Source organism: Spirillospora sp. NPDC049024 (assembly GCF_040649235.1).
In the GTDB taxonomy this organism is placed as follows: Bacteria; Actinomycetota; Actinomycetes; order Streptosporangiales; family Streptosporangiaceae; genus Spirillospora.
In genome coordinates this window covers 56,504-75,189 of sequence record NZ_JBEZFD010000033.1, presented here as the reverse complement: position 1 = coordinate 75,189, position 18,686 = coordinate 56,504, and the positions used below count along the sequence as shown (strand labels likewise).

Sequence of the window (18,686 nt, the reverse complement as noted above, 5' to 3'; positions counted from 1 at the left end):
GTCCATCGAGATGCGCGACACCGACGAGGACGTCTTCCGCGCCGCGGAGGAGCTCGGCATCGACCTCTCCCGCCGTCCGAACGAGGGCGCGATGAACGTCGACGAGATCTGACGGGCGCCGGGCCGATCCGAGCCGACGCCCCGGAAGGCGTCCGCTCGGATCGGCCCGGAGAGCCCCGGTCACCGGCGCAGTTCGAACGAGAGGTGTGCGGACAGCGCGTGCAGGAAGTCGGCGGAGTCGAACATCTGCCCGGCGGAGGCGACCCCGGTCGCCCTGGTCCGGCCGGTGAGAACGCGGTCGACCGCCTCCACCGCGAGCGGCGCGCTCACGGCGTAGATGTCCCGGCCGCTCGCCGTCGCGCGCCGCTCCTCGCCGCCGGAGCGCACGACGACCTCGACCAGGAACGTCTGGTCGGAGCGTCCGCGCTCGTCGGCGGCCGCCGGCGCCGGGGTGCCCGGGGCCGACAGGTCCTCGACCGCCTCCACCGTCATGTACGAGCGCACCTCGGGGACGGCCAGGTGGCTGGGGATCGTGACGACGTCGGCCATGCTGAACTCCCCGATGACGGGCCGCACGCCCATCGGCTCGGGAAAGGCCCACTTCTCGGACGGGAGGGCATCGTGGTGGTACTCCAGCTTCCCGCCGGTGAAGCGGACCCTGCGGCCGTCCCGCCGCTCGTGGGAGACCGCGCCCGAGGCGCGGGTCCCCGTGGTGGGCCGCCAACTGCTCAACCCGTAGGCGACGTGCACCTCGTCGGCGGCCGTCCAGTCGCCCATCGCCGCGGTCGCCAGCAGGTCGCCGAGGCCGCCGAAGAACGCCATCGCGGGCACGACCACGGCCCCGGCGTCGCGGGCGCGCTCGGCGAAGTGCGCGAACGTGTCGGCGTTCGCCTCGATCTCGGCCGCGACGTCCACGTACGGGACGCCGGCGCGCAGCGCCGCCTCGATCACCGGGGCGGCCGTCGCGGCGAAGGGCCCCGCGCAGTTGACCACCGCCGCCGCGCCGGCCAGCGCGCGGTCCAGCGACGCCGGATCGCCGGCCGACGCGGGCCGCACCTCCAGCCCCGGAAAGGACTCCGCCAGTGCTTCCAGCTTCCCGGCGTCGCGGCCGGACAGGACCGGGACGAACCCGCGGTCCCGCAGCTCCGCCACCACGAACCGCCCGGTGTGCCCGTACGCGCCGAACACCACGACCGCCTGACCCGAACCCATCGTCTCTCCCGTTGTCCTCGTCCGAACCACTGGATGGATCATGGCGGCGGCGGCCGTCCCGCACGAGCGTCTGGAACGCCATGCCTCATACAATTTCGGACATGAGGACTGTCGCGGTCGCCGTCACCGACGGGATGCTGCACTTCGAGCTGGCGGTGGCCTTCGAGGTGTTCGGCACCGCGCCGGCCGGCGTGACCGGGCCCTGGTACCGCCTCCTGCGCTGCGGGCCGGGCCCCGTCGAGGCGGGCGGCTTCCGGCTGGAGCCCGACCACGGGCTCGACCGGCTGGCGAGCGCCGACACCGTGATCGTCCCGGGGTGGGCCGACGTCGACGCCGAGCCGCCCCGCGACCTCGTCGACGCGGTGCGCGCCGCCCATCAGGCCGGTGCGCGCGTGGCCTCCCTCTGCACGGGCGCGTTCGTGCTCGCCGCCGCCGGCCTGCTGGACGGGCGCCGCGCGACCACGCACTGGGCGCACACCGGGGTCCTGGCCGAGCGCCACCCCCGGGTCGAGGTCGATCCGGACGTCCTCTACGTGGACAACGGCACCGTGCTCACCTCGGCCGGCAAGGCCGCCGCGATGGACCTGTGCCTGCACCTCGTCCGCCTCGACCGGGGTTCGGTGGTCGCGAACGCGGTCGCGCGCCGCCTGGTCGTGCCGCCGCACCGGGCGGGCGGCCAGTCCCAGTTCATCGCCTCCCCGATGCCCGCCCAGGAGGACCACCCGCTCGCCGACCTGCTGCCCTGGGCGATCGAACGGCTGGACCAGCCGCTGACCGTGGAGGACCTGGCCCGCCGGGCGTCCATGAGCTCGCGCAACCTGGGCCGCCAGTTCAGGTCGGTGACCGGCACCACCCCCTTGCAGTGGCTGCTGACCCAGCGGATCCGCCGCGCCCAGGAACTGCTGGAGACCACCGGCGAGAGCATCGAGGCGATCGCGGCGGCCACCGGCATGGGCACCGGCACGACGCTGCGCCGGCACTTCAACCGCACGGTCGGCGTCCCGCCCGACACCTACCGCCGCACCTTCCGCCGCGCCGAGAACGCCGCCGGCGAGACCGCGCTCACCGAACGGCGGGCCGCGGCATCGCAGGCGTAGCGACCCCCGCCGGTCCCGTTCCCGGACGCCTTCCGGCCAACCCGTCCCGGAGCCCTCTCGTGCTCCTGCCGTAGCCGATCCACCGGCCCGGCTTCAAGCGCGGTCCGCGTCGTGACCGCGATTCATATCCGAAACGGCAGCGTGCCGTCGGCACGGCACGTGCCGTTCACCTGAGGAGAGTGCATGGACGCCGATGTGATCATTGTGGGCGCCGGCCCGGTCGGCCTGATGCTGGCCGTCGAGCTGCGGTCGGCCGGTGCACGGCCGCTGGTGCTGGAGCGCCGGCCGCAACGCCGCGACGTTCCGAAGGCCGGGGGACTGGGCGGGCAGATCCTGGAGCTGCTTCGCTACCGGGGCCTGCTGGAACGCTTCGAAGCGGCCTGCACCGACCCCGTTCCGGCCCCCCGGTTCCCGTTCGGCGGGGTGCATGTCGACTTCACCTGCCTGCCGGACAACCCGATGCACGCCCTGCCGCTGCCGCAGCAGCGGTTGGAGCGGCTGCTCGAGGAGCGCGCCGGCGAACTCGGGACCGAGATCCGTCGCGGACACCCGGTGGTCGGGTTGAGCCAGGACGATGCCGCGGTCACGGCGGAGGTGCACGGCCCGGACGGGCCCTACCGGGTGAGCGCCCGCTACCTGGTGGGGTGCGACGGCGCGCGCAGCCGCGTCCGCGACCTGGTCGGCGTCGGCTTCCCCGGCACCGCCTATCCGGAGGTCAACCGGCTGGCCCAGATCACCCTGCCCGACACGGTGACCGTGCTCGACGACGGCGGCCTCGACGTCCCCGGCTTCGGCGCGATCCACCCGGGGTTCACCCGGACCGACCGCGGCCTGTTCGGGCTCGGCTCGTCCCCCGGCGCCGAGACCGTCTCCGTCTTCACCACCGAGGACGAGGCGACCGAGTACGACGACGACGCACCGATGACGGTGGCCGAGCTCCAGGGCAGCATCCGCCGCGTGCTCGGCGCGGACCTGCCGGTGGGGGAGGCGCTCCGGCTGTCGCGGTTCACCTTCCAGGCCAGGCAGGCCGAGCACTACCGCCGCGGGCGGATCATGCTGGCCGGGGACGCGGCGCACCTGTTCCCCGCCACCGGCGTGGCGATCAACGCCGGCATGATGGACGCTGTCGACCTGGCCTGGAAACTGGCCGCCGCCGTCCACGGCCGGGCGCCGGCCGGCCTGCTGGACTCCTACCACCGCGAACGCCACTTCGCCGGCGCCCGCACCATGCTGCACGCCCGCGCCCAGGTGGCGCTGCGGCGCGGTCACGACCCCGCCGCCGAAGCGCTCCGGGAGCTGTTCCAGGAACTGCTCACCGACGAGCAGCCGCTGCGCCGCATGAGTGCGCTTCTGTCCGGCGCCGACATCCGCTACCCGATGCCGGGCGCCGACCATCCGCTGGCCGGCGCCTTCGCCCCTGACCTCACCCTCCACACCGACCAGGGCGTCACCAGCGTCGCCGACCTGATGCGCACCGCGCGGCCCGTCCTGCTCGACCTCGCCGACCGGACTGACCTGCGCGAGGCGGCCCGGGACTGGCGGCACCGCGTCGACGTCCGCACCGCCAAGACCGACCAGCGGCCGGCGGACGTTTTGCTGATCCGCCCGGACGCCCGCATCGCCTGGGCCGCGTCCCTCGACGAATCCGCCGGCACCGCCGCGCCCGCGCTGCAACAGGCGCTCAGCACCTGGTTCGGCGCCCCGGACCCCGGTCGTTCCTGACCGAGCACGGGCGCCGTGCCCGCGGGCCGCGGACGTCTCAGCCTTCGGCGGGACCTCCGCGGCCTTCGCGCGCCCACGCGGCGACTCCGGCGGCCATGAACGCCGCGCCGGTCGCCGACACCGCCGTCCAGCCGCCGAACCGGTAGGCGGCCGCGCCCGCGGCGGTGCCCGCCACGCCCCCGAGCGTGTAGAAGGTCATGTAGACCGAGGCGATCCGCGAGCGGGCGCCGTCGACGAGGCCGTAGACCACGCTCATGTTCAGCAGGTGGGTGGCGTGGACCGCGACGTCCATCGCCAGGAGCCCGGCGATGAGCCACGGCAGGCTGCGGCCCCCGAGCGCCACCGCCCCGAACGAGGCCACCCCCAGGAGGAGCAGCGCACCGGTCCACGGGCGCTGCCGCCCCCGGTCCGCGACCCGTCCGGCGACCTTCGCCGCGAGGGCGCCCGCGGCGCCGACCAGCGTGAACAGGCCGATCTCCGCTTCGCCGTACCGGTAGGGCGGTTCCGCCAGCATGAACGCCACGGTCGTCCAGAAGACCCCGAAGGATCCGAACACGCCCGCGCCGATCAGCGACCGCCGTCTCAGCACCGGCTCGCTCGCCGCCAGGCGGACCGTCGCCCGCAGTTGCGCGGCGTAGCCGATCGGCACCTCCGCCGCCGACGGCGCCATGGCACGTGCCAGCGCGGCGGCGAGCAGCAGCGTCACCGCGGCGGACGCCAGGTACAGGACGCGCCAGCCGAACAACTCGGCGGTGAGTCCGGCGACCGTGCGCGACAGCAGGATGCCCACCAGCCCGCCGCTCAGCATCGTCGCGACCACCCGGCCGCGTTCGTGGTCGGCGGCGGTCGTGGCCGCGTAGGGGACGAGGATGTTGACCACGCTCGCGCTCGCCAGGCCGATCACCGCCCCCGCGGCGAGCAGCGCACCGGCGGTGGGAGCCGTGGCGGTCGCCACCAGGGCCGCCGCGTCGACCAGGAGCAGCACGCAGACCAGCGGACGCCTGCGGACGATGTCCCCGAGCGGCACGACCAGCGGCAGCGCCAGCGCGTAGCCGAGCTGCCCGGCGGTGGTCAGGTACCCCACCGAGGAGGACGCCGCGTAGGAGTCCGCCATCTGCGGCAGCAGCGGCTGGCAGTAGTACAGGTTGGCGATGGTCAGGCCGTACGCCGCGGCCAGCAGCCACACCATGCGGCGGGGCGTGCGGTCCGTCCCGCCGGCCCACCGTCCGAGCGCCTCGATGATCACGTCGGCGACGCTACGGCGGAAATGGAGCGACGGTAAGATCCGCTTTCGTGTCAGGATCTTGGCCCATTTCCGGGGTCGATCTCCATCTGGAGCTCGACCCGGCGGCCGGGCGCCGGGCCGGCCTGGAGCAGGCCCTCCGGGCCGCCATCCGAGCCGGACGGCTCGCGCCCGAGGCGCGGCTGCCCGCCACCCGCAGGCTCGCCGCCGAACTGGGCCTGTCCCGCGGCACCGTCAAGGCGGCCTACGACCAGCTCGTCGCGGAGGGCTACCTGGCCGCCCGCCAGGGCTCGGGCACGGTCGTGGCCCGCCTTCCCCGCGGTGCCGCCGAGGACTCGGGCGGAGCACCCGGGCCGGTGCCCCCTCGGCTCAGGCACGACCTGCGCCCCGGCCGTCCGGACGCCTCCGCGTTCCCGACCGCGGCCTGGCTGCGGTCCGCCCGCCGCGCCCTGGGCGACGCGGCGGGGGACGCCTACTCGTACGGCGACCCGCGCGGCCGGATCGAACTGCGCACCGCCCTCGCCGAGTACCTCGGACGCACCCGCGGCGTCCTGGCGTCACCCGACCTGATCGTCATCACCGGCGGATACGTCCAGGCCCTGGCCCTGCTCAGCCGCGTGCTCGGCGCGGCCGCCATCGCCGCCGAGGATCCCGGCGTCACCTTCCACCGCGATGTGATCCGCCGCAACGGCCCGTCCGTCGTCCCGCTTCCGGTGGACGGGAAGGGGGCCCGGACAGACCTGCTCGGCACCCCCGGCTTTCCGGTGGTGGACGCCGTGGAACTGACCCCCGCCCACCAGTACCCGACCGGAGGGACGCTCGCCCCGGAACGCCGCCGGGCCCTCGTCGACTGGGCGCGCTCCACCGACCGCCTCGTCATCGAGAACGACTACGACGGCGAGTTCCGCTACGACCGCCAGCCCATCGGCGCGGTCCAGGGCACCGCACCCGACCATGTCGCCTATGTCGGCACCGTCTCCAAGACCCTCGGGCCCGCGCTGCGGCTGGGCTGGATCGTGTCCCCCCGCCACCTCCTCGAACCACTGGTCGAGGCCAAGCGCCACGACGACCGCCACACCGAGAGCATCGGCCAGCTGACCTTGGCGGACTTCATCACGAGCCACGCCTACGACCGGCATGTCCGCGCCAGCCGGCTGCGCTACAGACGCCGCCGCGACCTCCTGCTGACCAGGCTAGACTCCCGGCGGCGTTCCCCTGCCTTCTCCGTCCACGGGGTGGCCGCCGGCCTGCACGTCCTGATCAGCCTGCCCGCCGACGGCCCCACCGAGCAGGACGTGCTCGAAGCCGCGGCGGCCCAGGAGTTGGCCGTGGGACGACTAGGCGACCGCTGGCACACCCCCGGAGACCACCCCCAGGGCATCATCATCGGCTTCGGAACCCCGAGCCAACACGCCTACCCGGCAGCCCTCAACGCCCTGACCCGAGCCCTAGACGCCTGTTCGCCATAACACCCTCGCCGCACGACACACCAAGAGCCAGGCGGAGCCTTGGTCACCGCTGAATCGTGCACTCAGGCCGGAGAGCGGCGCCGTGGACGGTCCTGGCCGTCGGAGGCAACGAGTTCAGCGTCAGCGGGCGTCAGGAGGGGAAACGGACATCGCGACGGCGTACGCCGTCGGCGCCCCCGAGCGCGTCGAGCAGTTCGACCAGGACGGCGTGCGCGGTGTCGAGCCGTTCGCGCCCGCAGCGGCGCGCCATCCGTTCCTGCTGGGCGGCCCTGCCGCGCCGTGCGGCTTCGACGGCCGCCCGTCCCCTCGCGTTGAGGCGGACCCGCCGGATCCGCGCGTCCGCCGGGTCGGGCACTCGCTCGACGTACCCGAGGCGTTCCAACTCGGCGACCGCCTTCGAGGCGCCCTGCTGCGTCATCTCCAGCCGGGCGGCCAGCTCGCCGATGGTCGGTTCGGCGTCGACGAGATGCTGGAAGACATAGCCGTGCGAGAACCGCAACCCGGCGAAGCCCTCCCGCTCGATGTCCCGGCGCACCTCCTCGGCTGCCGCCAGGCCGACGAACAAGGCGAGGCTGCCTAGATCGAGATCCTCCGGGCGCACGGCAACCGACCCGCCGTCCGGAGCGGCTGATGATGACTCCATGAACCCAGCCTGCACTTGACAACCACAGTTGTGCAACTACGGTTGTGTTCATGTCGCACGACCGTGACCGGGAATCCCGGAACATCGACCTCGCCGTCCGCTATCACCGGGCGGTGTCCGACGGAGCGTCCGCCGAGGAGATCACCCGGTTCCTCGCGCCGGAGATGGTCCACGAGGAAATGCCCAACCTGCTCTTCCCCGACGGGGCGGTACGCGATCTCGCCGCGATGCGAGAGGCCGCCGAACGCGGCCAAGACGCCATGGCGGAGCAGCGGTTCGAGGTCCGCAACGCCATCGCCGCCGGCGACCAGGTGGCGCTCGAGGTGGAGTGGTGGGGCAGGCTCGCGGCCCCGTACGGCCCTTATCCCGCCGGACACGTCCTGCGGGCGCGCATCGCCGCCTTCCTACGGATCGAGGATGGTCGAATCGTCGCCCAGCGCAACTACGACTGCTACGAACCGACAGCGCCCGACGCCGCACCCGACCTCACGAGCTAGCCTCCACGCCGGCCACCACTCCTGCAGCCAGAACGGTGGCCGGGCAGGGTACGGCATGCTTCGTGCCGGTCGGGTGGATGAGGCCGGTTCCCGCGATACGTCAGTAGGGCAGGGGGCGTGCTCGGTGCTCGGCCAGTTCACGCAGCCCGAAGTCCGAATGCAGGTCGCGCCACACCGAGTGGGCGTGGTTGCCGTCCCGCTGAGTGTTGTTGTACTCGATGAGGATGTTCGGGCCCTGGACTCGGTAGTAGTGCGGTTCACCCTCGTCAGTGCCGCCGGCCCAACCGAAATGGACCTCGTCGAGCACGGAGTCCCGGGCATGATGGGCGCGGTGTGCCGCGGCGAGGTCCTGTGGAGCCCTGCCGGTGTAGCGGGTGAGAAGCCGCCGCAGCAGGTGGCGTTGTTCTTCGTCCAGATCCTGAGCGCTGATCCCCTTGGGCGGAATGGTGATCGCGACCTGCGCGTGGTCGGCCTCGGTGTATCCGCTGTTCGCTTCCGCCCGGCGGTCGATGTCGTTGACGAGTGCGTCCAGCTCGGGGTCGGAGAATCGTCCGCGCCACAGGTCTTGAAGGTGCATCATCGTGTCGCCGTGGCGGACTCGCGGCCTGTTGCCGGAAACGATGTTGGACATCGCGGAGGTGTGGAGCAGCGCTTGCCGAAGCTGGGGCGCGCGGAAGGTCGAGAGCAGTTCGCGTCCTGCCTCTTCGGCCCCTTGTAGGGGCCGAAGGGTGCTTCCCAGGAACTCGGTCCTGGCAGGGTCGGCCCCGATGAAACAGGGAGTCGTGGCAACGAGCCGGTCGGCGATGATCAGATAGTTCAGCGAAATGTGGTGGCCGCCGAACCGCCAGCCCCAGACTTCGTCCCCCGGACGGCCGAAGAGCCTGAGCCAGTACAGCCCGGGGTCGCGTCCGCGCCGGCGTCCCCAGCGGGACCCCCACCCCTCGACCTGGTCCAGGATGTTCTCCAGGCCCATCACCGTGGCGACGGCGGCGAAGCCTTCAGCCGACAGTCCGGTGGCGACCAACCGCATGGCCAAGCTCTGCTGGTGGGCATTCTGGTCACGGACGGCGAGTCCGCCGTGATCGGTCGGGGTGAAGAACCACCGCAGCCGCTCTGTCTCCGCGGTCGAGTCGAGCGGGGAAGGCAGGACCGCGAAGGACAACTGGTCGTCGTCCAGAGCGTCCACCCAGGCGCTGGCGGCGACGCTCATGGAGGCCGCCGCCTTCTCGCGTGCTCGCGTCATGGGATCGGGAGCCACACCGCCGTCGTCACTGACCATGCGCGCTCCATTCCTCGGAGACGTCCGACCTGACCATAGAGGTGATGGTTCCCGCGCAGCCAGTGTTGTGGGCGGCTCCATGAAGTCTCTGCCTCAGCGCATACCCGTTCGTTACCGCCTCCGGATGGAGATGCCGCCAGAGGAGCGGCGCGGCTTCAAGGGGCCAGGAACCGGGGCGCGCACGGGTCTGTCTATAGGTGTACGGGGTCGCAGGCGAAGGGTGGAACGGTGGTTCTCAACAGTGTCGCGATCGTCCTGTCCGCTATGGCGCTGCTGAGCTCGGTCTACTTCGCCTTCCAGCAGGTGTCGTCCATGAGGCGCGCCAACTACCTTCCGGCGTACCTGGCGCTGCTCGACGACTTCCGGTCACCGGCGTTCCATCAACACCACAGATACGTCGTTCAGCGTCTCGGGATCGAACACGACCCCGAACAGGGGATCTCCGGCCTGCCGGCGGAAGCCCAAGAGGCCGTCTATGACGTCGCCTTCTTCCTGCACAACTTCGTGGTCCTCGAACGGCTGGGCATCATCGATGACCGCTACTTGATGACGCTCAACGACAGAGTCGCCCGCACTTGGGAGGCCATCGGCCCGTTCGTGCGGCGCGAACGCGAACTCGTCCCCCTGCCTCACCTGCTGCAGATCCTCGAAAACCATGCGGCGGCCGTCGCCGCCGTTCCGCCCGACTCAGGCCGGAGCCTCCTCCGATGACGTCTCCGTGGCGTCGCTGATCGCCCCCTGCGGCAACGGTCGCCGGACGGTGCGTGAAGCGCCCTGCCATCTGCGGCAAGACATCGGCGTGGCCGAGTAGTGGTGGCACCGACTGGCGTCCTCTTTCTGCACCTGGCCTGGACGGTCAGTGGCCGAGGAGGTCGTCGAAGAGGCCGGCGGCCTGGTCGGCGTGCGCGGTCGCGCGCAGGTGCTTGGTGCGGCGCTCCCAGTAGCCGACGGTGGTGGCGGGGTCGACGTGGTCGGCGAACTCCTGCACCTCGGCGAGCGGGACTCCGGCGTCGAGCATGTGGGTGATGCGCGAGGCCCGCCACACGTGCGGGGTGAGGTCCCGGCCGGGCAGCACGCCGGCGGCGCGGCCGAGCCGGGTGGTGATGCGGTCGATGTCGTGCCGGTCCAGCCGGTCTCCCTTGGCGTCCAGCAGGAGCGGACCGCGGGTCCGTGCGCCGATGTGCCGGTGCAGCAGGTCGGCACAGCGCCGCGGGAGCGGCATCGTCCGCCGCTTGCCTCCCTTGCGGATGACGGACAGGGCGCTGCGGTCGCCGTCGCGGACGAGGTCGGTCACGTCGGCGGCGCACAGCTCGGTGACCCGTCCGGCCAGGCTGTACAGCAGCATCACCACCAGCAGGTCCAGGTCGCCGGTCGCGCACGCGGCCACCGCGCGGACCTGGTCGACCTCCAGCACCGGGGTGGATCCCGCGGTGCGCTCGGCGGTGACGCGGGGCCGGTCGTCCTGGGTGACCGGGTTGGCGGGCGGCGGGTCCATCCGCCCGGCGGCGTAGGAGTGCAGGGAGGACAGGCAGGCGACGTAGCGGCCGATGCTGCGCGCCGCGACACCGGCGGCCTCTTGGCGCAGCCGCCACATCCGCACGTGCTCGCGGGTGAGGCAGCCGATGAAGAACGCGTCGTGGCCGAGCTCGCGGGCCAGCGGCGCCCAGACCCGGCGCAGGTCGTCGGCGTAGGTGCGCTTGGTGGCGGCCGAGCCGCGGCGAGTGCTGCTCAGCCAGTCCAGGACCAGCGCGAACGTCTGCGGCGTGCACGCCTCTGCCAGCAGCTCGATGCGTCGCCGGTGGATCCGCCGGCCGCCGATCCGGGCGACCTGCACCTGCCCCAGGTCGGCGTCCAGCTTGGCCAGCGCGTCAGCGGCCAGCGGGGTGGCCGGACGCGCCAACGTTCCGGCCTCCGCTCTCACCACCCCTGCCGCAGATCGGCCTGCGGAAGCGGGTGGGGGAGCGGCGCCCTCCGCCTCTCCTGATTCGGGGAGGGGACGCGCTTCCCGCACCGAGGCGTCCGCGGGCGCCGGCCCGGTGGACGGCAGCACCACACCTTCGAGCAGGTCTTGAGCGTCCTCGTTGATCACGCTGACAGCGTAGCGCATAACCCGGATTATGCGCTGGTCTGATTTCTTCTCCGAGAAATGTATCGGCGGTTTTCTATTTCTCATTTCAAGGTTTGTGGCATGATCGACGCGCGGGTCCTCGCGGGTGCCGGTTCCGGCGCGTCTGCGGAGGGACCCGCCCGGCGAGCGCCGTGTTGAGACGGCCAGGTGACGGGAAGCGCCGACACGGGAGGACGAGACGGTGGCGACTGCTGAATCAGAAGGCGCGCGAACGCCGGACGAGGGACTCGGTGGCGGTGCACCGGTGGGGCAGCCGGGGGGCGACCCGGAGGCCCCCTCCGGGCGGCGGCTTCCGGCCGGCGCGGATCCGGACGCGCCGTGGGGCCGGTGCAAGCACTGCGACACCCCGCTGCCGCGGCCGCCCAAGACCCGCGGCCGGCGGCCGGAGTACTGCCCGACCGAACGCGATGCCGACGGCCGGACGGTCAAGGACTGCCAGGCCGAGGCGCACGCCGCGGGCCGCAGCCCGTCCGCCGCCGCGGTCAAGGAGCCCCTGGCCGCACTGCGCGCGGTGCTCACCGGCATGGCCGCCGACGCCCGCGCCCGCGCCGCCCGGGAGACGCAGGCCGCCGAGCGCATCGAGGAGATCGTCGCCACCGTCGTCGACCGCAACACCGCGCTGGAGCAGCAGGCGGCCGGGGCCGAGGAGCGCGCCCGCGCCGCCGACGAGGCCCGCCGCCGTGCCGAGCAGGGCCACGACGCCGCCCGCGCCGCGGCCGCGGCCGCCGACGACGCCCGCCGGCGCGCCGAGGAGCGCGCCGAGGCCGCCGACGAGGTCGCCCGCGCCGCGCGCGCCACCGCCCAGGCCGAGACCACGGCCCGGCAGGCCGCCGAGGAGACCGCCCGCACGCTGCAGGACCAGCTCGGGGACGTCCACGAACGCCTGCGATCCACCGAACACGACCTCGCCCAGGCCCGGGGCGAGCTCGACCGGGTCGGCCGCCGCCTGGAACACGTCCAGGACCAGGCGCAGAGTGCCGCCGACCAGGCTCGCGCGCGTGAGCAGGACCTGCGCACCCGGCTCGACCAGGCAAGCGGTCGGCTCACAGAGGCCCAGGGCGCCCTCGGTGCGACCACTGAGCAGTTGGAAACGGCGCACAGCGAACTCGCCCGGCTGCGAGCCGCTCTCACCGTCGCTGAACAGGCTGCCCAGGCCGCCGACACGCGGGCCGATGAGGCCGTCGAGCGCGCGATCGGAGAACGCGACACCGCCCGCGAGAACCTGCTCGTCCAGACCACCCGGTTGCAGGCGCGGATCGACGCGCTGACCGCGGAACGCGACGCCGCCCGCGAGGCCGCCACCGCGCACCTCGAACGCGCCATCCGTGCCGAGCACGCCCGCCCCGTACCGCAGCCCGCCCCGCCCGCCGCGGACGGCAGCGGCGCACCGTCCGGCGGCGGGCCCTCGAAAGAGGTCTGATCAGGGTCGGTGGAACGCGCCGACGGATGTCGGGTAGGTCAGCACGCCGCGCTCGCGGATCGAGTCGAGGACAAAGGGCATGAGCAGCTTCTCCAGGTACAGCTCGGGCGCGACCGCCGCGTGGGACACGCCGCTGTCGGCCAGGCCGGCGGCCAGGGCCGCGGCGGCACCGCCGATGGCGGGGTCGAGAGGGAAGCCGCTGGTGGAGAACACGACGCGGTCCGGCCGGGCGGCGCGGACGGCGGTCAGGATGTTGTCCGCGAAGAGCCGGCGGTCCTCTTCCGCGGCCACCGGCAGGTGGACGAAGACGCCTGCGGCGCCCCGGTAGGCGACCTGGGCCGTGGCGGTGCCGGACCCGGAGGCCGACCTCACCACCTGACGCCCGCCCCGCCCCGCGACGTGGACAGGGGCTAGAGCGGCCGGCGTCAGCGGGGGGCGCCGGCGCGGATGCCGTCGAGCACGATCTGCAGGTGGCGGCGCCAGTCGGCGTGGCCGCCGGGCTTGAAGTACATGGTGGCGATCACGCCGTTGGCGAGCATCGTGAAGTCGCCGAAGGTGAGGTCCCTCCGGACCCGCCCGGACGCGACCGCGTGGTCGATGATGCGGGCGACGGCCTCGGCGAACTCGGCCTTCTGCCGCAGGACGTCCTCCCACTGCGGCTCGTCGGAGCCCATGAGCGCCAGCTGGAAGCCCGCGTCGCCGTTCGCGGCCTCCAGGTAGCCGCGCAGGACCGCCTCCAGGGCCTCGGCCGGGTCGTCGATCTCCTCCGCCGCGCGGGCCAGGCCGGCCATGCCGTGGAAGCGCTCCTGGACGATGGCCGTCAGCAGCGCCTTCTTGTTGGGGAAGTGGCGGTAGAGGGTGCCCATCCCGAGGCCGCAGTGCGCGGCGATGTCCTCCATCTGGGCACGGTGGCCCAGGCGAGCGAACAGCTCGCCGGCGGATCTCATGATCCGCTCGCGGTTGCGGCGTGCGTCGGCGCGCAGGGGCCGTGGGTTCTCGGTCATGGCTTGACAAGCGGAAGCGTAATTCCGGTACTGTGCAGGCGCAAACAGGAACCGGGATTCCGGTTCCGGTTAACTTCGGTGCGGTACTGGAGGTCCCGTGCTCGTCATCACCACTCCCACCGGCCAGATCGGCCGCCAGGTCCTCGAAGGCGTCCTCGACGACGGCGACCGCCCCGTCCGGGTGATCGCCCGCGACCCCTCGCGCCTGCCCGCGCGGATGCGCGAACGCGTCGAGGTCGTCCAGGGCGCGACGGACGACGTCGGCGTCGTCACCAAGGCGTTCGCGGGCGCGGACTGCGTCCTGTGGATCGTGCCCCCGAACCCCCGCGCCCAGAGCCTCCCGAGACACATGCTCGACTTCGTCGAGCCGCTGTGCGAGGCGGTCGTCAGCCAAGGCGTCGAGCGAGTGATCGGCCTTTCGAGCCTGGGCCGGGGAACGGCCCGGAACGCCGGTCAGATCTCAGCGGTGTTCGCCATGGACGACCTGATCGAGAGCACGGGCGTGCACTACCGCTCCCTGTGCCCGCCGGGATTCATGGAGAACATGCTCTGGCAGGTCGAGTCCCTGAAGAGCCAGGGCGTGTTCTTCTCCTCGCTCTCCGGCGACCGCAAGATCCCGACCTGCGCCACGCGGGACATCGCGGCCGCCGCTGCCGGGCTGCTCCTCGACGCCTCGTGGACCGGGCAGGAGGACGTCCCGCTCCTCGGCCCGGAGGACCTGTCCCACAACGACATGGCGCAGATCATGTCCGAGGTGCTGGAGCGGCCCGTCCGCTACCAGCGGATCTCCGGCGAAGCCCACAAGGCGACCCTCGTGCAGCACGGGATGAGCGAGGCATGGGCGCAGGGCGCCGTGGCCATGGCGGACGCCGTCGACCGGGGCATCTACAACGCGCAGCCGCGCACCCCGCAGGCCACGACGCCCACCGGCTTCCGCCAGTGGTGCCGGGAAGTGCTCAAACCGGCCGTCGACGCCTGAGCGTCCCGGGACCGGCGGCACCTGGAGCCGCGACCGGGCAGGCCGCGTGGACGCGGGCAGGGGTGGCCGGCCCAGGGCGCGTGCGCGAAATCCGAGACGGCGCCGCGCCCTGCGCGCGCTCAGTCCGCGGGAGCGCCGAACCACCTGGGCAGGCGGTCGAGCAGTTCCGTCTGGTCGTCGCCGACCCACGCCACGTGGCCGTCCGGCCGCAGCAGCGCCGCGGGGACCCCGAGGTCCTCCCCGGTGTCGACGACGTGGTCCACCCGGTCCGCCCAGCCCGCCACCGAGAGCCGGCCGGTCTGGTCGAGCAGCAGCCCGCGGCCGCCGTGCGTCAGCTCGTAGAGGCGGCCCTGCTTCAGCTCGACGTCCCGCAGCCGGCGGCCGACGAGCGGATGCCCGTCGCCGAGGTCGTAGCGGATCCCGATCGCGATGATCTTCTCGGTGAGGTACCGGTTCACCTCGTCGAAGTCCATCAGCTGCGACAGCAGCCCGCGCACGGCGCGAGGGCCCGGCTCGGTGGACAGCAGCTCCATCTGCGCGCGGGTGTTGTCCAGCACGTCGGCGGCCACGGGGTGACGCTCGGTTTGGTAGCTGTCCAGCAGCCCCTCCGGCGCCCGGCCGCCGACCTCGGCGGCGAGTTTCCAGCCGAGGTTGAACGCGTCCTGGATGCCGAGGTTGAGGCCCTGCCCGCCCACCGGCGGGTGGACGTGCGCCGCGTCCCCTGCCAGCAGCACCCGGCCGACCCGGTAGCGCTCGGCCAGCCGGGTGGCGTCGCCGAAACGGGACAGCCAGCGCGGGGAGTGGACGCCGAAGTCGGTGCCGCCGACCGCCCGCAGCTGCCGCTTGAAGTCCTCGAGCGTCGGCGGTGCCGAGCGGTCCTCGGCCACCCCCTCGGCGGGCACGACGACCCGGTGGACCCCGTCCCCGACGGGCATGAGGCCGAACCGCCTCTGGGTCTTCTGGACCTCGGCCATCACGGAGGCCAGCGTCTCGGGCGGCGCGGTCACCTCCATCTCGCCCAGAAGCGTCTCGACCCGGGAGGGCTCGCCGGGGAAGCCGACGCCGAGCAGCCTGCGGACCGTGCTGCGGCCGCCGTCGCAGCCGACGAGGTAGCGCGAGCGCAGCCGCGTCCCGTCGGCCAGCTCGGCGGTCACCGCGTGCTCGTCCTGGCTCACGCCGACCACCTCGCGGCCGCGCCGCACCTCGGCGCCGAGCTCGGCGGCGCGCTCGGCCAGCAGCCGGTCGGTGACGGGCTGCGGGATGCCGAGGACGTAGGCGTGCGCGGTGTCGAGCCCCTCGGGCGCGGGCTTCCTGATGCCGGCGAAGAAGCCGCCCAGCGGGTGCTTGCGGCCGTGCGCGAGGAACCGCTCCAGCAGGCCGCGCTGGTCCAGCACCTCGATGCTGCGCACATGCAGGCCGAGCGCGCGCACGAACGGTGGCGGCTCCTCGTCCTTCTCCAGGACGAGCACGCGCACCCCGTGCAGGCGCAGCTCGGAGGCGAGCATCAAGCCGGTCGGCCCGCCGCCGACCACGATCACGTCGATCATGAATCCCCATTCACCAGAGCGGTTCTCGGCCGTCCCGCCGGCTCGGCTCTCCCGCGCGCGCCGACTCCCCGCGGATGCGGTGCGGGCCTCGCCGGCGGCGCGCGAAGGCACCCCTGCCCGCACGTCGACGCGCACGGGTCGCTTCGCCGTTTACGCAGGTACCGGCCTCGGCCGACGATTCTGCGGCACGACCGGGGTCTTGCCGCAAGCCCCCTGCTCCGCTATAAGTTGAAAATGGAGGGCGTGTGTTGGCTCCCACCCTCCAGTGCCACGCGACCGACCGGGCCCCGCGCAGGACCGTCGTCCCAGCCGCGCCACCTCACCTGCGACCACCGCCGCGTGAAGCGGACTGCGGCGTTCAGCCGTCGAGTCCGATCAGGCCGTCGAGGCGTCCGGTGCCGCCCGCCAGCCGGGTGTCGTCGATGAACGTCCCGTCGCGCATCGAGACCAGCCGGTCCGCGGTGGCCGCGACGCGCTCGTCATGCGTGACGATCACGAGGGTCTGCCCCGCGGCGCGCAGGTCCGCGAAGATCCTCAGCACGTCGCGCGTCGCCGCGGTGTCCAGGTTCCCGGTCGGCTCGTCGGCCAGCAGGACCCGGGGCTCGTTGGCCATGGCGCGGGCGATGGCCACCCGCTGGCGCTGTCCTCCCGACAGCTGCCAGGGCAGGTGCCGGGCGCGGTCGGCGAGCCCGAACCGCTCCAGCAGGACGGCCGCGCGGCGCCTGGCCGCGCGCGCCGAGCGTCCGGCCAGGAGTGCCGGCAGCTCCACGTTCTCCGCCGCCGACAGCTCCTCGATCAGGTGGAAGGCCTGGAAGACGAACCCGACCGACCGGCGCCGCAGCCGGGCCAGGCCGCGTTCGTCCACGGTGTCGATGCGCCGTCCGGCCAGCCACACCTGGCCGGAGGTCGGCCGCTCGAGGCCGCCGAGCAGGTGCAGCAGGGTGGACTTCCCGCAGCCGCTGGGCCCCGTCACCGCCAGCGTCTGCCCCGCCGGTACGTCGAGGTCTATTCCGTCGACCGCGCGGACCAGGCCCTGCCCCTGGCCGTGCTCCTTGGTGAGGTCGCGGACCTGCAGCACACCGCCGAACTCGTTCATACGCCCTCGGTTTCATCTCCGCGCCGCGACCAGACCCGCTCGCAGGCCTCCAACCAGCGCAGGTCCGCCTGGAGCCGCAGCGCGACTCCTTCCAGCAGCAGGCCGGCGGTGGAGCCGTCCTCCTCGGCCAGCGACGCGCGCTGCGCCTCGCCCAAGCGGCGCATCAGCTCACGGCGCTGCGCGTCCACCAGCTCCACCGGATCGGCGAGCCGGGCGGCGGCCGCCGCGGCGAGCTTGAGGTGGAACTCCGCCAGATCCGGCTTCGGCCAGTCGACCTCGGCGAGCCACGCGGCCACCCGCTGCTGTCCGGCCGGGGTCAGCGCGTACACCTTGCGGTCGGGCCGGTCCGGCAGCCCGTCCGCCCGCTCGCAGGCGACCAGTCCCGCCCGCTCCAGCCGGGCCAGGGTCACGTAGATCTGGCCCGCGTTCATCGACCGTCCCAGCGGCCCGAGATCGCGCCGCAGCCGCTCGCGCAGGCGGTAGCCGTGCGACGGCTCCTTCGCGAGCATCGCCAGCACTGCGTCCTGCATGCATCCCCCTAACGGCTAGCCAATAGATAGCGGTTATCTACTGCGGACGTCAAACGGGCTCGCCCCGGCTCTGGGGTTCGGGGGCGTGCTGGAGCGGGTGCGGACGCCCGCCATGTCCCAGCCTCGGCCGCGCCCGATTGATAATCTCAACGTTGAGATTGTGGCGGGAGGGCGGGACATGGCGGACGCGGTGGACGCGATCCTGGCGCAGTGGGGCCGCGAGCGTCCCGACCTGGACGTGTCGGCGATGGGCGTGATCGGGCGGATCTCGCGGGCGCAGTCGCTCCTCGGCCGGGAGCTGAAGGAGTTCTTCGCCGCGCACGGGCTGGAGAGCTGGGAGTTCGACGTGCTGGCGACGCTGCGCCGGCACGGCGCCCCCTACGAGCTGACGGCGGGGGCGCTGCTGCGGGCGGCGATGGTCACCTCGGGGGCGATCACCAACCGGATCGACCGGATGGAGGCCAGGGGCCTGGTGGAGCGGGTGCGCGACACCGGTGACCGCCGGTCGGTGCGGATCCGCCTGACGCCACACGGCCTGGAGATCGTGGACGAGGTGGTCGGCCTGCACGCCGCCAACGAGGAGCGCCTGCTGGCGGCGCTGTCTCCGGCCGACCGCGCCCACCTGGCCGGCGCCCTCCGCACCCTCCTGGAGTCCCTCGGCGACACCACCCTCGACACCACCCCCGGCGACCCCTGACACCGCCCGCCCAGCTCACCCGACCGCCAGAGCACGGGTGTGGAACACCGGGACGGCGCCAAGAGCGTCTTCACCGAAGGGGTGACCTGGCGGCGCGGTGAGAGTGCTGCTGCCGGGGGTGAC

At 73.2% G+C, this 18,686-nt stretch carries 18 protein-coding genes; 8 read left to right on the top strand and 10 right to left on the bottom strand.

Going from position 1 to position 18,686, the window contains the following annotated elements; translation table 11 throughout:
* Positions 1–180: 180 nt before the first annotated feature.
* The gene (locus tag AB0C21_RS39810) at positions 181–1,212 is read right to left on the bottom strand and encodes a saccharopine dehydrogenase family protein (protein ID WP_500211378.1); all 1,032 of its coding nucleotides are present in this window, start codon (positions 1,210–1,212) and stop codon (positions 181–183) included.
* Between the two features lie 101 nt (positions 1,213–1,313).
* Here AB0C21_RS39810 and AB0C21_RS39805 point away from each other — a divergent pair, with 101 nt between their 5' ends.
* Positions 1,314–2,309, top strand: a complete 996-nt coding sequence (locus AB0C21_RS39805; protein ID WP_500211376.1) for a helix-turn-helix domain-containing protein — start codon at positions 1,314–1,316, stop codon at positions 2,307–2,309.
* Positions 2,310–2,492: 183 nt separating this feature from the next.
* Entirely contained in the window at positions 2,493–4,031 is a 1,539-nt protein-coding gene (locus AB0C21_RS39800; protein ID WP_500211375.1) for an FAD-dependent monooxygenase, read from the top strand.
* Positions 4,032–4,068: 37 nt separating this feature from the next.
* On the opposite strand, the gene AB0C21_RS39795 is transcribed toward AB0C21_RS39800, so the two are convergent.
* Positions 4,069–5,277 (bottom strand): MFS transporter, encoded by a 1,209-nt coding sequence (locus tag AB0C21_RS39795; RefSeq protein ID WP_500211373.1) that lies wholly within the window; start codon positions 5,275–5,277, stop codon positions 4,069–4,071.
* A gap of 47 nt (positions 5,278–5,324) precedes the next feature.
* On the opposite strand from AB0C21_RS39795, the gene pdxR reads away from it, so the two are divergent.
* A complete protein-coding gene (gene pdxR, locus AB0C21_RS39790) occupies positions 5,325–6,743 on the top strand; it encodes a MocR-like pyridoxine biosynthesis transcription factor PdxR (protein ID WP_500211372.1) in 1,419 nt (472 codons plus the stop codon).
* Positions 6,744–6,873: 130 nt separating this feature from the next.
* Here pdxR and AB0C21_RS39785 read toward each other — a convergent pair whose 3' ends face one another.
* Positions 6,874–7,386, bottom strand: a complete 513-nt coding sequence (locus AB0C21_RS39785) for a MarR family winged helix-turn-helix transcriptional regulator (RefSeq protein WP_500211370.1) — start codon at positions 7,384–7,386, stop codon at positions 6,874–6,876.
* Positions 7,387–7,436: 50 nt separating this feature from the next.
* On the opposite strand from AB0C21_RS39785, the gene AB0C21_RS39780 reads away from it, so the two are divergent.
* Positions 7,437–7,883, top strand: a complete 447-nt coding sequence (locus tag AB0C21_RS39780; protein ID WP_500211368.1) for a nuclear transport factor 2 family protein — start codon at positions 7,437–7,439, stop codon at positions 7,881–7,883.
* Between the two features lie 100 nt (positions 7,884–7,983).
* On the opposite strand, the gene AB0C21_RS39775 is transcribed toward AB0C21_RS39780, so the two are convergent.
* Positions 7,984–9,162 (bottom strand): DUF3500 domain-containing protein, encoded by a 1,179-nt coding sequence (locus AB0C21_RS39775; RefSeq protein WP_500211367.1) that lies wholly within the window; start codon positions 9,160–9,162, stop codon positions 7,984–7,986.
* Positions 9,163–9,426: 264 nt separating this feature from the next.
* Here AB0C21_RS39775 and AB0C21_RS39770 point away from each other — a divergent pair, with 264 nt between their 5' ends.
* Positions 9,427–9,873 (top strand): hypothetical protein, encoded by a 447-nt coding sequence (locus AB0C21_RS39770; protein ID WP_500211366.1) that lies wholly within the window; start codon positions 9,427–9,429, stop codon positions 9,871–9,873.
* Positions 9,874–10,018: 145 nt separating this feature from the next.
* Here the strand turns inward: AB0C21_RS39770 and AB0C21_RS39765 are convergent, their stop codons facing one another.
* On the bottom strand, positions 10,019–11,269 hold the full coding sequence (locus AB0C21_RS39765) for a tyrosine-type recombinase/integrase (protein WP_500211364.1): 1,251 nt from the start codon (positions 11,267–11,269) through the stop codon (positions 10,019–10,021).
* A gap of 265 nt (positions 11,270–11,534) precedes the next feature.
* Between AB0C21_RS39765 and AB0C21_RS39760 the strand changes: the two genes are divergently transcribed.
* Entirely contained in the window at positions 11,535–12,710 is a 1,176-nt protein-coding gene (locus tag AB0C21_RS39760; protein WP_500211362.1) for a hypothetical protein, read from the top strand.
* On the opposite strand, the gene AB0C21_RS39755 is transcribed toward AB0C21_RS39760, so the two are convergent.
* Both AB0C21_RS39755 and AB0C21_RS39750 read right to left on the bottom strand, forming a co-directional pair.
* Positions 12,711–13,085, bottom strand: a complete 375-nt coding sequence (locus tag AB0C21_RS39755) for a hypothetical protein (protein ID WP_500211360.1) — start codon at positions 13,083–13,085, stop codon at positions 12,711–12,713.
* 50 nt (positions 13,086–13,135) lie between these two features.
* Positions 13,136–13,714, bottom strand: a complete 579-nt coding sequence (locus tag AB0C21_RS39750) for a TetR/AcrR family transcriptional regulator (RefSeq protein WP_500211359.1) — start codon at positions 13,712–13,714, stop codon at positions 13,136–13,138.
* Between the two features lie 97 nt (positions 13,715–13,811).
* Here AB0C21_RS39750 and AB0C21_RS39745 point away from each other — a divergent pair, with 97 nt between their 5' ends.
* Positions 13,812–14,693, top strand: a complete 882-nt coding sequence (locus AB0C21_RS39745; protein WP_500211357.1) for an NAD(P)H-binding protein — start codon at positions 13,812–13,814, stop codon at positions 14,691–14,693.
* 119 nt (positions 14,694–14,812) lie between these two features.
* Here the strand turns inward: AB0C21_RS39745 and rox are convergent, their stop codons facing one another.
* The 3 genes from rox to AB0C21_RS39730 all read right to left on the bottom strand — a co-directional run bounded on the left by rox (position 14,813) and on the right by AB0C21_RS39730 (position 17,866).
* The gene (rox, locus tag AB0C21_RS39740; protein ID WP_500211356.1) at positions 14,813–16,240 is read right to left on the bottom strand and encodes a rifampin monooxygenase; all 1,428 of its coding nucleotides are present in this window, start codon (positions 16,238–16,240) and stop codon (positions 14,813–14,815) included.
* Positions 16,241–16,598: 358 nt separating this feature from the next.
* The gene (locus AB0C21_RS39735) at positions 16,599–17,336 is read right to left on the bottom strand and encodes an ABC transporter ATP-binding protein (protein WP_500211355.1); all 738 of its coding nucleotides are present in this window, start codon (positions 17,334–17,336) and stop codon (positions 16,599–16,601) included.
* On the bottom strand, positions 17,333–17,866 hold the full coding sequence (locus tag AB0C21_RS39730) for a PadR family transcriptional regulator (RefSeq protein ID WP_500211353.1): 534 nt from the start codon (positions 17,864–17,866) through the stop codon (positions 17,333–17,335). The genes AB0C21_RS39735 and AB0C21_RS39730 overlap by 4 nt, the downstream gene beginning before the upstream one ends.
* Positions 17,867–18,044: 178 nt before the next feature.
* On the opposite strand from AB0C21_RS39730, the gene AB0C21_RS39725 reads away from it, so the two are divergent.
* Positions 18,045–18,563, top strand: coding sequence for a MarR family winged helix-turn-helix transcriptional regulator (locus tag AB0C21_RS39725; RefSeq protein ID WP_500211352.1), 519 nt, complete (start codon positions 18,045–18,047; stop codon positions 18,561–18,563).
* The last annotated feature ends 123 nt before the right edge of the window (positions 18,564–18,686 follow it).

Bases quoted from the DNA above. Each gene is read 5' to 3' on its own strand.
- AB0C21_RS39810 (WP_500211378.1), bottom strand. From the start codon at position 1,212: ATGGGTTCGGGTCAGGCGGTCGTGGTGTTCGGCGCGTACGGGCACACC.
- AB0C21_RS39805 (WP_500211376.1), top strand. From the start codon at position 1,314: ATGAGGACTGTCGCGGTCGCCGTCACCGACGGGATGCTGCACTTCGAG.
- AB0C21_RS39800 (WP_500211375.1), top strand. From the start codon at position 2,493: ATGGACGCCGATGTGATCATTGTGGGCGCCGGCCCGGTCGGCCTGATG.
- AB0C21_RS39785 (WP_500211370.1), bottom strand. From the start codon at position 7,386: ATGGAGTCATCATCAGCCGCTCCGGACGGCGGGTCGGTTGCCGTGCGC.
- AB0C21_RS39780 (WP_500211368.1), top strand. From the start codon at position 7,437: ATGTCGCACGACCGTGACCGGGAATCCCGGAACATCGACCTCGCCGTC.
- AB0C21_RS39775 (WP_500211367.1), bottom strand. From the start codon at position 9,162: ATGGTCAGTGACGACGGCGGTGTGGCTCCCGATCCCATGACGCGAGCA.
- AB0C21_RS39770 (WP_500211366.1), top strand. From the start codon at position 9,427: ATGGCGCTGCTGAGCTCGGTCTACTTCGCCTTCCAGCAGGTGTCGTCC.
- AB0C21_RS39765 (WP_500211364.1), bottom strand. From the start codon at position 11,269: ATGCGCTACGCTGTCAGCGTGATCAACGAGGACGCTCAAGACCTGCTC.
- AB0C21_RS39750 (WP_500211359.1), bottom strand. From the start codon at position 13,714: ATGACCGAGAACCCACGGCCCCTGCGCGCCGACGCACGCCGCAACCGC.
- rox (WP_500211356.1), bottom strand. From the start codon at position 16,240: ATGATCGACGTGATCGTGGTCGGCGGCGGGCCGACCGGCTTGATGCTC.
- AB0C21_RS39735 (WP_500211355.1), bottom strand. From the start codon at position 17,336: ATGAACGAGTTCGGCGGTGTGCTGCAGGTCCGCGACCTCACCAAGGAG.
- AB0C21_RS39730 (WP_500211353.1), bottom strand. From the start codon at position 17,866: ATGCAGGACGCAGTGCTGGCGATGCTCGCGAAGGAGCCGTCGCACGGC.
- AB0C21_RS39725 (WP_500211352.1), top strand. From the start codon at position 18,045: ATGGCGGACGCGGTGGACGCGATCCTGGCGCAGTGGGGCCGCGAGCGT.